Raw genomic sequence first — 11,686 nt, 5'->3', positions numbered from 1 at the left:
CTCGCACCATGCACCGGTCCCTCCGCAGCGCCGCCACCGCGGGCACCGTCCTTCTCCTCGCCATGGCCCTGACCGCCTGCGTCCAGGAGAACTCCCCCGTCGATCCGGCCCCGACGGTACCGGCCGGAGCGTCCTCGACGCCGGAGACGTCCGTCGCACCGGAGCCCGCGGATCAGACCGTGGTGATCTCGGTGGACGGGATCGCCGTCAACGGCGGTCCCCTCGTTCCGTTCGACGAGAGGGAGCTCGTCATCGATGCGCTGGCCGACGCGATGAGCGTCGCGCCGGAGGAGGAGCCGCTCGAGGGTCCCTACGGCGGCGAGTACACCGCGTACGTCTGGGACGGCCTGCGCGCGACCGACGATGACTCGAGGATCGTCGTCTCGGTGACGGCGGATGCCCCGTCCGTCTCGTTCACGACCCCGGAAGGGGTCGGCCTCGGCGCCAGCCGCGCCGAGGCCCTGTCGGCGGGCGCGGAGGACGAGTGGGATGAGGACGGCGACGGCATCGCGGACTACCTGAAGATCGGAATGCGCGAGGTGTCCGGCACCCGATCGCTGGTCCACCCGGGACAGGTCGGCGTGGAGTACGTCCTCCTGGTCCTCACCGAGGACGTGGTGACCGGCATCCAGAGCGGCGCCAACGACTACTCCGACATCTGACCCGCTCCGGGTCTGGGATAACCTTCACGTGCCCGACCCGCGAAGGAGAACCCGTGCCCGCGAACGATGCCCTGGCCGATGAGACCGATCGGATCGTCGCAGCGGCCCTGCAGGTGAACGGCCGCGCCTCCTGGGGGGAGATCGCCCGCGTTGTCGACCTCCCGGAGCGTACGGTCGCCCGCCGCGGACAGCGTCTGCTGGACCGCGGTCTTGTGCGCGTCTCGACCTACGTCGACCCCGCCCGCGTACTCCATGCGCGGGCCGTCCTGTTCCGGATCACGACCGAACCGCATGCGCTCTGGCACGTCGCCCGCACCCTCGCCCGTCGCGCCGACGCCTCGTCCGTGTCGGTCCTCGAGGGCAGCAGCGACATCGCCGGCATGCTCCTCCCCCACGACGACGCATCGATCCGCGAACTACTGTTCACGGACTTCCCCGAAGTGGAGGGCATCGCGTCGATCAACGTCACCACGGTGCTGAAGTTCTTCCGCTCCGGGCACGATTGGCGGGTGGGGGTGCTGTCCGACGAACAGGTGCGGATGCTGGACGAGTCGTCCGGATCCGAGGTCGACCCGGCGGACGCCCTGAGTGAGGACGAGGAAGCGCTGATCCGACTCCTGCTGAAGGACGGACGGATGCCCGTGGCACAGCTCGCCCGCGCGCTCGGACTGAATGTCACCACGACGCGCCGACGGATGGAATCGCTCAACCGCCGCGGGCTCATGCACCCGCGCACGGAGATCGTGCCGAGCCTCTTCGGCCTCGGGCTGGAGGCCCTCGTGTGGCTGCGGGTGCCGATGGATCGGCTGGAGAAGGTGGGATCCGCCCTCGCCGCTGCCCCGGAGGTGAAGTTCATCGTCGCGACGACAGGCACGTCGCAGCTCCTCATGAACGTGCTCGTGCGCGACGCGGACGAGTTCTACGACTTCCTCACCGGTCCCGCGGTCGCCGGCCACGACGGGCTGGAGGTCGTGGAGTCCCTCGTCGTCATCACACCGGTGCTGCGCGGCTCGCTGATCGTGGACGAGGCGCCGGCGGCGCTGGCGCAGGACATGCCGACGGGAGCCATCCGCTTGTAGGCCGATTCTGTTACGGACGTGTAAAGAAATGGCGAGATCGTTCGCATTGCCTTGACGCGATGGCGAAATAGAGCGAGTATCCCTTCCAGGGCCTTCACCCCTGGAGAGGACGATCGTGTTCACGGCAACTGGAGACGACTGGGCGGACCGCGCGGCGGCACTGTCGCTGCACACCCGCATGTTCATCGACGGCTCCTGGGAGGACGGGACCGCCGAGCCCCTCGCACCGATCAGCCCCCGGGACGGCCGGGCTCTGCCCCCGATCGCGGCCGCCTCCGCCGCCGACATCGACCGCGCGGTCCGCTCCGCCCGTGCCGCGTTCGACGCGGGCGTCTGGTCGCGCATCGCCCCCCGCGAACGCGGCCAGCTGCTGATCGCCTTCGCGCAGAAGATCCACGACAACGCCGAAGAACTCGCCCTCACCATCTCCCTCGAGATGGGCAAGCCCGTGCGCGAGGCGCTGCAGACCGAACTCCGCGCGGTCGTGAACTGCTTCCGGTGGTACGGCGAGGCCGCAGACAAGGTGCTCGACGAGCTCCCCGTCACCGCCCCGAACAGCCTCGCGCTCGTCACCCGCGAACCGGCCGGCGTCGTCGCCGCGGTCGTGCCGTGGAACTTCCCGCTCACGATGACGGCCTGGAAGCTCGCCCCCGCTCTCGCCGTCGGCAACAGCGTCGTCCTCAAGCCCGCCGAGCACACCACCTTCTCGGCCCTGCGTCTGGCCGAGCTCGCCCACGAGGCCGGCATCCCGGCCGGCGTGCTGAACGTCACCCCCGGCGCCGGCCACGTCGCCGGCCGCGCACTCGGCGAGCACCCCGACGTCGACGTCGTCACGTTCACGGGCTCGCCCGAGATCGGCCGCCGGTTCCTCGGATACGCCGCCGCGTCGAACGGCAAGCGCGTGTGGCCGGAGCTCGGCGGCAAGACGGCGAGCCTCGTGCTGCCCGACGCCGATCTGGAGCGCGCGGTCCGAGCCTCGGCCGACGGCTGCTTCTACAACCAGGGGCAGATGTGCACGGCCTCGTCCCGGCTGCTCGTCCCCCGCGCGCAGTACGACAGCGCCCTGGAGATCGCCGCCGAGGTCGCCCGCACGAGCCTTCCCGCAGACCCGTTCGACGTGTCCACGTCGATGGGGGCGATCGTCAGCGAGAAGCAGCTCGCCGGGATCGCCGGGTTCGTCGAGCGCGCGGAGGCCGAGGGCGCCGAGCTCGCGGCCGGGAGCGCCGAGCGGTTCTCCGCCGTCGACGGCGGCAGCTACTTCGCCCCGGTCGTGCTCGGCGTGACCCCCGCGCACGAGGTGGCGCAGCGCGAGGTCTTCGGCCCCGTGCTGTCGGTCATCGCGTACGACGACGTCGACGACGCCCTCGCCATCGCCAACGGCACCGAGTACGGCCTCGCCGCCGCGCTGTGGAGCACCGACCTCAACGCCGTGCACACCCTCTCCCGGCGGCTGCGGGCGGGTGTCGTCTGGGTCAACTGCTTCGAGGAGGGCGACATGACCATCCCCTTCGGCGGGGTCAAGGGCTCCGGCTTCGGACGCGACAAGAGTCTGCACGCGATGGAGAAGTTCACCGACCTGAAGACCACGTGGATCGAGCTGTCGTGACCCGCCCGCTCATCGGCATCACCACCTGGCGCCGCGCCATCGACACCGACCTCGGCACGGGCCGCCCCGCGCACAGCCTCGGCACCGAATACGCCACGCCGATCGAGGCCGCCGGCGGCGCCGTCGTGCTGCTGCCGCCGACCGCCGGTGTCGACGAGGTCCTCGATTGGCTCGACGGACTGGTGCTCTCCGGCGGGGAGGATCTGCACCCCTCGCACTACGGCGCCGAGCCCCAGGACGGGAAGTCGTACGACTCGGCCCGCGACGGCTACGAGATCGCGCTCGCCCTCGGCGCCCGGGAACGCGGCCTGCCGGTGCTGGCGATCTGCCGCGGGCTCCAGGTCTGCACCGTCGCGTTCGGCGGCTCCCTCATCGTCGACATCCCCGGCACGGCCGACCATCACCCGGTGCGAGGAGCAGACGAGCAGCTCTCCGCCCGGCACGCCGTCGCGTTCGCGGAGGACAGCAGGCTCGCCGCGCTCTACGGGACGACGACGAGGACCGTCAACACCATCCATCACCAGTCCGTCGACACCCCGGCCCCCGGGCTGCGCCCCGTCGCCTGGGCTCCCGACGGCATCGTCGAGGCCGTCGAGGCGGACGACGACTGGGCCTTCTGGGCGGTGCAGTGGCACCCCGAGAAGATGACAGCCCCCGAAGAGGCCGCCGAGGAGCGCCCGCTGTTCGCGGCGTTCGTGGCGGCCGCCCGTGAACGCGCAGCGGAACCGTCCGCTGGCCAGAAAGGAACACGATGACCAAGCAGGTCTTCCTCGAGTACGAGAACGGCGTCCGCGCCGTCGCCACCCTGTTCGAGGACCTCGCCCCTCGCACGTGCGAGGCCATGTGGGGTGCGCTGGAGAAGCCGGTCACCATGCAGGCGATGCACGCCATGTACGCCGGACCCGAGGTCATGGTCGGCCTTCCCGAGGAGGCCCAGAACTTCGACCCCGAAGCCGTGCCCGCGGAGAACCAGCAGGTCGTGCCCGCACCGGGTGACCTGCAGTGGTACTGGCAGCGCCCCATGCAGATGGGCGGACTGCCGTTCGAGTGGTACGAGATCGGAGTCTTCTACGATCGTGGTGCCCGTACTCTCGGCCCCCTCGGATGGACACCCGTCAACATCTGGGCCGGCATCACCGAAGGACTCGCGGAGTTCGCTCAGGAGAGCGCCGCGATCCGCATCGACGGAGCGAAGCAGCTCACCATCGGACGCCTGGTCTAGGCGTCCACCCCCGTGCTGGACCCATCCCGAAGGAGCAGTGCATGAACACCCGCAGAATCCTCACCGCCGGCGCGCTCGTCGCCACCGGTGCCCTCGTCCTCGCCGGCTGCGCGTCCGGCGACGGCGAGTCCTCGTCCGGTGGTGACAAGGAGTTCGCCGGCGAGACCCTGGTCGTCACGTCGTTCGGCGGAGACTGGGAGAAGGCCTTCATCGAGGCCGTCGTCGACCCGTTCGAGGAGGAGACCGGAGCGAAGGTCGAGCTGATCACCCTGTACAGCGCCGATGCCCTCGCCCAGGTCACCGCCCAGAAGGCGAGCCCGCAGATCGATGTCGTGCACTTCTCCGGCGGACAGGAGTTCACCGCCGCGGAGCAGGGCCTCATCGCCCCGATCGCCGCTGACGACCTGTCCGCGTCGGGAGACCTCATCGACATCGCCACCGCGGGCCTCGAGCGCGGCGAGGGTCCGGTCATCCAGCTCGCGCCCATCGGGCTCGTCTACAACACCGAGGCCGACGCCCCGGCACCGACGTCCTGGGAAGACCTCTTCGACGACGCCTACGCCGGTCACATCGCCCTGACGGACTTCTCGAACACCTACGGGGTGCTGTCGATGCTCCGCGTGGCCGACGCACTCGGGGGTGGCATCGAGGACCCGTCCGCAGCCATCGCCGACCTCGGGGCGCTGGCTTCCTCGGGCGACGCGATCGTCGTCCCGACCTCGCCGGACCTGCAGACCGCCTTCGCCCAGCGCGGCACGTGGCTGGCGCCGTACGCGATGGACTACGCGGGCACCCTGCAGGACGCGGGTCTTCCCGTCGAGTTCATCGTCCCGGAGGAGGGTGCGACCGCGTCGCTCATCACGGCGAACGTCGTCGAGGGCCGGGACAACGCCGAGCTGGCGACGCTCTTCATCGACTACGAGCTGCGCCCCGAAGCGCAGGCCGTCTTCGCGGAGAACATGCGCTACTCCCCCGTCAACACCGCGACCGAGCTGTCGGATCAGGCGGCCGAGGCCGTGCTCACCGGCGACGAGCTCGACGACGTGGTCGTCTACGCCCCGGGCGACATCGCCGCGTCGCGTCAGGCGTGGACCGATGAGTGGAATGCGCTGATCACCAAATGAGCGTCCGAACCCGTAGGGAGCCCTGGCTCCTGCTCCTGCCGGCGATCGTGCTGCTCGCGCTCGCCTTCGTCACCCCGGTGGCCGGCATGCTGCTCATGAGCGTGCAATCGCCGGCAGGCGGGTTCACGCTCGACAACTTCACCCGCTTGTTCGCGAGCGAGTATCACCTCCAGGCGGCGCTGCGATCGCTCCGCCTGGGGGTGATCCAGACGGTGATCACCCTCGTCATCGCCATCCCGCTGTCGTACATCATGGCGCGCGCCGGCTCGAAGGTGCGCTCCTTCCTCCTCATCGTCGTGATCCTGCCGCTGATGACGAGCGTCGTCGTCCGCACCTTCGGCTGGGTGGTGCTCATGGGGCCGTCCGGCCTGATGATGCAGATCCCCGGGGCGGAACTCCTCATCGGCGGTACGCAGGGATTCCTCGGCACCGAGACGGGCGTCGTGATCGCGATGGTGCAGGTCCTCCTGCCGTTCGCTGTGCTCAGCATCCTCGGCGTCATCTCCGGGATCACGCCGCAGCTGGAGGAGGCCTCCCGCACGCTCGGCGCTGGATTCTTGCGCACGCTGCGGCACGTCGTGCTGCCGCTCTCGGTGCCCGGCATCGTCGCCGGCGCCACCCTGGTGTTCGTGCTCTCGGTGAGCTCCTTCATCACCCCCCGCTTCATCGGCGGTTCGCAGATCCCCGTGTTCGCGCAGACGATCTACGTCGACGCGACCACCAACCTCGACTGGGCGTTCGCGGCGGCGCAGGCCGTGCTGCTGTTCGCGGGCGTGATGCTCGTGCTCGCGGCCACGTCCCGGCTCGGGAAGCAGAAGGTGTGACCATGGTCCGTTCCGTCCCGCTCCTCGGCCGTATCCTCGCGATCCTCCTCGGCGTCATCGTGACGCTGTACATGCTCGTCCCGTTGTTCGTCGTCGCCGGCGCCTCGGTGGGAGAAAACCGGTTCCTCACGTTCCCCGGACAGGGCTTCACGCTCGACTGGTACGTGGAGGCCCTCACCTCCGACACATACCTGGAACCGTTCCGCCTGAGCCTCGTGGTGGGGGTGACGGTCGCGATCCTCGCCGCCTCCATCGGCACCGCGGCCGCCCTGGCGCTGACGCGGTTCCGCGTTCCGGGAGGGGCGGCGATCCAGGCGCTGCTGATGTCGCCGCTGACGATCCCCACGATCATCCTCGCGATCGGCGCCCTCTCCATCGCTTCCCTCACGATCGGCTCCCCCAACGTGGGCGTGCTCATCGCGATCCATGTGGTCATCGCGATCCCCTACGTCATGCGCACCGTGACCGGCGTGATGACCCGTGCCGACCACTTCACCGAGGAGGCGGCGCGCACCCTCGGCGCCGGCACCTGGAACCGCTACCGCCTCGTGGTGCTGCCCATCGCGCGTCCCGGCATCGCGGCCGGAGCGTTCTTCGCTTTCAACATCTCGTTCGACGATGCGGTCATAGCCCTCTTCCTGCGCACCCCGCAGCTGGAGACCCTGCCCATCGCCATCTACGGCCAGCTGGAGTTCAGCACGTCCCCCACCGTGGCGGCCGTCTCGACCCTCATGGTCCTGCTCACCGTCGTCCTCATGATCGTCCTCGAACGCATCATCGGCCTGGGAAGGTTGTTCGTCTGATGACAACGCTCACCATCACTGCTCTCACCAAGGACTTCAAGGGGACGAAGGTGCTCAAGGGCATCGACGTCTCGATGCGGTCCGGCGAGTTCGTCTCGCTCCTCGGTCCTTCGGGCTGCGGGAAGACGACGCTCCTCCGCTGCATCGCCGGCCTCGAGTCGCCCACGAGCGGCACGATCGAGATCGCGGGGCAGGACGTCACGAAGCTGCCACCCGAGAAGCGTCACCTCGGCATGATGTTCCAGAGCTACGCGCTCTTCCCCCACATGAGCGTCGCCGAGAACGTGCGCTTCGGGCTGCGGATGTCCGGTGAGAAGTCGAAGACGGAGCAGAAGGAGCTCGCCGTCCGGGCGCTGGAGCGTGTGCAGATGGGCCACCTCGCTGATCGCGTGCCCGCCCAGCTGTCCGGCGGACAGCAGCAGCGGGTCGCTCTGGCCCGCGCGATCGCGTTCGAACCGCGCGTGCTCCTCCTCGACGAACCGCTGTCGAACCTCGATGCGCGTCTGCGTGAGGACATGCAGGTGGAGCTCAAGGAACTGCACCGCACGCTCGGTCTCACAACGGTGTTCGTCACGCACGACCAAGAGGAGGCGATGAGCCTCTCCGATCGCATCGTGCTCATGAACGGCGGGATCATCGAACAGGAGGGCGCGCCGGCGGCCCTGTACAGCACCCCGCTCACCCCGTTCGCCGCGGACTTCATCGGTGCCGCGAACCTCCTCCCCGCCACGCGCTCCGGCGCGGTAGCGACCCTCGAGGGCACCGCCGTGCAGGTCCCGCTCACGGGCGCCGGGTCGGACGGCTCGGGCGAGGTCGTGCTGCGGCAGGAGGATCTGCATCTGTCGCCCGCGGCGGGGCCGGGTGCCCCCGTCCCGGTCGAGGTCATCGCGCACGTCTACCGCGGTGCCGACGTCGTCTACATCGTCGAGCTCGCCGGGCGCCGCCTCCGTGTGGTCCGTCCCCGGCACGAGGACCCACTCCCTGAGGGCCCGGCCGGCCTCGGCTGGCGCGACGGCGCCGTCCTCTGGATCCCCGCCGCCTGAGCCGCCCGGCACACGTGCTTCCGAGGGCTCAGGCTCCGCGGCGGGTCAGCACTAGGCGGAGGGTCACGGCGAGGACCGTCGACACCGCGATCCAGCCGAGGGCCGTGCCCAAGGCTGTGAAGAACGAGGCCTGATCGGTGGCACCGGCGAGGTTCCCGTAATTGATGGCGGCGTGGGCTCCGATAGCCACCGTGAGTCCGGCGAGCGCGACGAGCGGGCGGGACCAGGCGCGACGGGCGTCCAGCGCAAGGCCGAGCGCCGCCCCGGTCCAGACGGTGAGAGCGGCATGCGTGGGGAAGGTGAGCGTGCGGACGATCCACGTCACCACGCCGTAGCCGACATCGTTCGCCGCGATGTCAGCCGCGATGGCGGAGGCGTCCTCCACCGCCGCGAAGCCCACGCCGATCAGCGCCCCGGCCATCGCGCCGAAGAGTACGCCGCGGCGCCCGACGCGCCGGGCGAGCACGAGGATGAGCAGCACCCCGAGACCCTTCCCGAGCTCCTCCACGATGGGCGTCAGCACCCACGTCGAGGGGATCGCCTCGCGCAGGATGCCCTGATCGTCGACGTACAGCGCCTGCTCGGAAGACCACGCGCCGAGCCCGGTGGCGATGAGCACAGCAGCACCGGCGCCCCAGGCCGGCGCCAGCAGGGAGGACGTCCAGGAGCGTGAGACCCGCGGAGCGATCCAGCGCGCGGCGAACATCGTCACCGCCGCCGCGGGGAGGACGGCCACGAGACACAGGAGGAAGACGGGGCCGGACTCGACGGTGAACAGCAATATCGCCAGAGCCAGCGGGATGAGGAACACCGAGAGCACCACGGAGCGGCGCCCCCAGAACGGGACGGTTTCGGAGGGAGCGAGCGCGGAATGCACGCCCCGATCCTTCCAGACCGATGCCGCGACTCTCCTGGGCGCAGCCGCACTTCCGCACGAGGTCGCAGGTTCTCCCGGCAATCCGTGCGACCTCGGTGCAATCTGCGACCGCGTGCCGGGCCTCAGGCCCCGCGGGAGAACGTGATGTGGGTCACGCCGGACTCCGCGACCTCGGAGGTCACGCGATAGCCGGCCTCGAGGCCGCGCAGGTCGTCCCACAGACGGATCCCGCTGCCGGTGAGGATCGGGGTGATGCCCACGTGCAGGTCGTCGACGAGCCCCGCGCGCAGGAACTCCCGGACCGTGGTCGCCCCGCCGCCGACACGGACGTCACGCCCTCCGGCCACCGCCACGGCCTCCCGCAGCGCCTCCTCGGGGGTCGCGGTCAGGAAGCGGAAGCTCGTGCCGTTCGCGAACTCGATCGGCGGGCGCGGGGTGTGGGTGAGGACGAACACCGGAACCTCGAACGGCGGCTCCTCGCCCCACCAGCCGCGCCACTCCGGGTCGTCCGGGTTCGCATGGAGGCCGAACATCCCGGCGCCCATGATCTCGGCACCGATGGCCTGGAAGTACTGTGCCGCGTACTTCTCGTCCACCCCGGTCGTGCCGGCGCCGCTGGTGTCGTGGAAGACGCGCTCCTGGAAGGTGCGGGTCGCGGTGTAGGCGGCGGTGAGTCGTCCCCAGTCCTCACCGAACGGGTTCTCCGGGGTCTGATCGGTCGTCGTGGCGAAGCCGTCAAGAGTGATGTTGAGGTCGACGCGCACGCGGGTCATGGTGCCTCCGAAGCGGTGGGGACGGGCACCGGTCGGCGCGCCGTCCCCAGCGTCGGGCGTTCCGCGGCCGGTGTCAAGAGCGGGCCGCCGTACCGGACTCCCGCGGATCAGGCCTTGGGGTCGTCCGAAAGCGCCATGTGGATGATCGGATAGGGACGACCGTCACCGTCGAGCGCGCTCCGGCCCACCTCCACGAAGCCTCGGCTGCGGTAGAACCCGCGCGCGCCCGGGTTGTCCTCGTTCACATCGACCCTGGCCACGCCCTGGTGGACGACGACCTCGGCGAGCAGGGCAGAGCCCACACCGCGTCCGCGAACGGCATCGGAGACGAACAGCATCTCCAGCCCGTCGTCGTGGACGCCGGCGAACCCGACCGGAACCCCGTCCTGCTCGGCGACGGTGAGGGTCACCGCGGGGAAGTAATCGGACGCGAGGTGCGATTCGATCCGGGCGAAGTCGGTCTCCTCCAGGAAGTCATGGGTGGCGCGAACGGCGCTGCGCCAGATCTCGACGAGTTCCGCGTACTCCTCCCCCCGGCACGGCCGGATGGTGAGGGGGGAACTGCCTGCGGACATGCCTCCGACACTATCGGTCGGACCGCCATGCCGGATCAGACCACGGGGTCGCCCTGGACCGGACCCTCCGTGTTGGGCTTCCACCCGAGGGCCGGCGCCACGTGCTCCGCGAACGCCTCGAGCACGTGGAGGTTGTACTCCGGCCCGAGCTGGTTCGGGATCGTCAGCATGAGGGTGTCCGCGGCCATGACGGCCTCGTCCTGCCGGAGCTGCTCGATGAGCACATCGGGCTCCGCGGCGTAGGTCTTGCCGAACGTGGAGCGGAACCCGTCGATGATGCCGATCTGGTCGCCGTTCTCCTCGCTGCGCAGCCCGAAGTAGGCGCGGTCCATGTCCGACACGAGCGGGAACACGCTGCGGCTGACCGACACGCGAGGCGTCCCGGTGTGGCCGGCCTCACGGTAGGCGGAGCGGAAGAGCTCGATCTGCTCGCGCTGCAGCTCGTGGAAGGGCTGACCGGTGGCCTCCGTCACGAGCGTCGAGCTCATCATGTTGAGTCCCTTGCGGCCGGTCTCCTCGGCCGTCGCGCGCGAACCCGAGCCCCACCAGATGTGGTCGCGCAGCGTGGGGGACTGCGGCTCGATCGCGAGGTACTGTCCCGCACCCACCATCCGGGGGTCGCCGGGAGCGAGTCGCTCGCCGTCGATGGCGCGGAGGAAGATCTCGAACTTCTCCCGTGCGAGCACGCTGCCGCGCTCCGGGTCCTCCTCGTCGCGGAAGCCGAAGGTCTCGTAGCCGCGCAGCGCCGTCTCGGGTGACCCGCGGCTCACGCCGAGCGCGATACGGCCGTCCGCGATGAGGTCGAGTGCGGCCGCCTCCTCGGCGAACTGGAACGGGTTCTCGTACCGCATGTCGATCACGCCGGTGCCGACCTCGATGCGCTCGGTGCGCGCGGCCATGGCCGTCAGCAGCGGCATCGGGGACGCCGCCTGGCGTGCCCAGTGGTGCACGCGGACGTAGGCGCCGTTGACGCCGAGCTCGTCGGCGCCCTCCGCGATCTCGATGGTCTGCTTCAGCATGTCGCCCGCCGTGCGGGTGGCCGAGCCGGGCACGTCGGCGTAGTGACCGAACGAGAGGAATCCGAAAGCCTTCATGGTG

The 11,686-nt window shown here is 70.1% G+C and carries 13 protein-coding genes; 9 read left to right on the top strand and 4 right to left on the bottom strand.

Going from position 1 to position 11,686, the window contains the following annotated elements; translation table 11 throughout:
- The first annotated feature begins 8 nt into the window (after positions 1-8).
- The 9 genes from AB0N68_RS06330 to AB0N68_RS06290 all read left to right on the top strand — a co-directional run bounded on the left by AB0N68_RS06330 (position 9) and on the right by AB0N68_RS06290 (position 8,363).
- The gene (locus AB0N68_RS06330; protein ID WP_292796804.1) at positions 9-662 is read left to right on the top strand and encodes a hypothetical protein; all 654 of its coding nucleotides are present in this window, start codon (positions 9-11) and stop codon (positions 660-662) included.
- 53 nt (positions 663-715) lie between these two features.
- The gene (locus AB0N68_RS06325) at positions 716-1,741 is read left to right on the top strand and encodes an Lrp/AsnC family transcriptional regulator (RefSeq protein WP_025102843.1); all 1,026 of its coding nucleotides are present in this window, start codon (positions 716-718) and stop codon (positions 1,739-1,741) included.
- 115 nt (positions 1,742-1,856) lie between these two features.
- A complete protein-coding gene (locus AB0N68_RS06320) occupies positions 1,857-3,347 on the top strand; it encodes an aldehyde dehydrogenase family protein (protein WP_280567657.1) in 1,491 nt (496 codons plus the stop codon).
- Positions 3,344-4,102, top strand: a complete 759-nt coding sequence (locus tag AB0N68_RS06315) for a gamma-glutamyl-gamma-aminobutyrate hydrolase family protein (protein ID WP_363332345.1) — start codon at positions 3,344-3,346, stop codon at positions 4,100-4,102. Before AB0N68_RS06320 ends, AB0N68_RS06315 begins: the two co-directional genes overlap by 4 nt.
- Positions 4,099-4,569 (top strand): DUF3830 family protein, encoded by a 471-nt coding sequence (locus tag AB0N68_RS06310; protein ID WP_268777852.1) that lies wholly within the window; start codon positions 4,099-4,101, stop codon positions 4,567-4,569. The genes AB0N68_RS06315 and AB0N68_RS06310 overlap by 4 nt, the downstream gene beginning before the upstream one ends.
- A gap of 41 nt (positions 4,570-4,610) precedes the next feature.
- Positions 4,611-5,693: an ABC transporter substrate-binding protein gene (locus AB0N68_RS06305; RefSeq protein ID WP_268777851.1), complete on the top strand. Its 1,083-nt coding sequence runs from the start codon at positions 4,611-4,613 to the stop codon at positions 5,691-5,693.
- Positions 5,690-6,517: an ABC transporter permease gene (locus AB0N68_RS06300; protein ID WP_280567650.1), complete on the top strand. Its 828-nt coding sequence runs from the start codon at positions 5,690-5,692 to the stop codon at positions 6,515-6,517. Before AB0N68_RS06305 ends, AB0N68_RS06300 begins: the two co-directional genes overlap by 4 nt.
- Positions 6,518-6,519: 2 nt before the next feature.
- Positions 6,520-7,320 carry an ABC transporter permease gene (locus AB0N68_RS06295; RefSeq protein ID WP_280567648.1) on the top strand — a complete coding sequence of 267 codons (801 nt, stop codon included), beginning with the start codon at positions 6,520-6,522 and terminating at the stop codon, positions 7,318-7,320.
- A complete protein-coding gene (locus AB0N68_RS06290) occupies positions 7,320-8,363 on the top strand; it encodes an ABC transporter ATP-binding protein (protein WP_280567645.1) in 1,044 nt (347 codons plus the stop codon). The genes AB0N68_RS06295 and AB0N68_RS06290 overlap by 1 nt, the downstream gene beginning before the upstream one ends.
- A 28-nt stretch (positions 8,364-8,391) precedes the next feature.
- On the opposite strand, the gene AB0N68_RS06285 is transcribed toward AB0N68_RS06290, so the two are convergent.
- The 4 genes from AB0N68_RS06285 to AB0N68_RS06270 all read right to left on the bottom strand — a co-directional run bounded on the left by AB0N68_RS06285 (position 8,392) and on the right by AB0N68_RS06270 (position 11,682).
- Complete coding sequence (locus AB0N68_RS06285) at positions 8,392-9,240, bottom strand: PrsW family glutamic-type intramembrane protease (protein ID WP_280567644.1); 849 nt, start codon at positions 9,238-9,240, stop codon at positions 8,392-8,394.
- Between the two features lie 122 nt (positions 9,241-9,362).
- Positions 9,363-10,013, bottom strand: coding sequence for a dihydrofolate reductase family protein (locus AB0N68_RS06280; RefSeq protein ID WP_292796818.1), 651 nt, complete (start codon positions 10,011-10,013; stop codon positions 9,363-9,365).
- 107 nt (positions 10,014-10,120) lie between these two features.
- Positions 10,121-10,588 carry a GNAT family N-acetyltransferase gene (locus tag AB0N68_RS06275; RefSeq protein WP_292796821.1) on the bottom strand — a complete coding sequence of 156 codons (468 nt, stop codon included), beginning with the start codon at positions 10,586-10,588 and terminating at the stop codon, positions 10,121-10,123.
- A 35-nt stretch (positions 10,589-10,623) separates the two neighbouring features.
- Positions 10,624-11,682, bottom strand: a complete 1,059-nt coding sequence (locus AB0N68_RS06270) for an LLM class flavin-dependent oxidoreductase (RefSeq protein ID WP_259953747.1) — start codon at positions 11,680-11,682, stop codon at positions 10,624-10,626.
- Positions 11,683-11,686 lie beyond the last annotated feature (4 nt).

The sequence above is a fragment of the Microbacterium meiriae genome (assembly GCF_040685015.1).
Classification (GTDB): domain Bacteria; phylum Actinomycetota; class Actinomycetes; order Actinomycetales; family Microbacteriaceae; genus Microbacterium; species Microbacterium meiriae.
This window is presented reverse-complemented; position numbering and strand designations above follow the sequence as displayed.

What these genes read in the sequence shown, in the direction of transcription:
- AB0N68_RS06330 (WP_292796804.1), top strand. Translation starts at nt 9, where the DNA reads ATGCACCGGTCCCTCCGCAGCGCCGCCACCGCGGGCACCGTCCTTCTC.
- AB0N68_RS06310 (WP_268777852.1), top strand. Translation starts at nt 4,099, where the DNA reads ATGACCAAGCAGGTCTTCCTCGAGTACGAGAACGGCGTCCGCGCCGTC.
- AB0N68_RS06305 (WP_268777851.1), top strand. Translation starts at nt 4,611, where the DNA reads ATGAACACCCGCAGAATCCTCACCGCCGGCGCGCTCGTCGCCACCGGT.
- AB0N68_RS06300 (WP_280567650.1), top strand. Translation starts at nt 5,690, where the DNA reads ATGAGCGTCCGAACCCGTAGGGAGCCCTGGCTCCTGCTCCTGCCGGCG.
- AB0N68_RS06295 (WP_280567648.1), top strand. Translation starts at nt 6,520, where the DNA reads ATGGTCCGTTCCGTCCCGCTCCTCGGCCGTATCCTCGCGATCCTCCTC.
- AB0N68_RS06290 (WP_280567645.1), top strand. Translation starts at nt 7,320, where the DNA reads ATGACAACGCTCACCATCACTGCTCTCACCAAGGACTTCAAGGGGACG.
- AB0N68_RS06280 (WP_292796818.1), bottom strand. Translation starts at nt 10,013, where the DNA reads ATGACCCGCGTGCGCGTCGACCTCAACATCACTCTTGACGGCTTCGCC.
- AB0N68_RS06275 (WP_292796821.1), bottom strand. Translation starts at nt 10,588, where the DNA reads ATGTCCGCAGGCAGTTCCCCCCTCACCATCCGGCCGTGCCGGGGGGAG.
- AB0N68_RS06270 (WP_259953747.1), bottom strand. Translation starts at nt 11,682, where the DNA reads ATGAAGGCTTTCGGATTCCTCTCGTTCGGTCACTACGCCGACGTGCCC.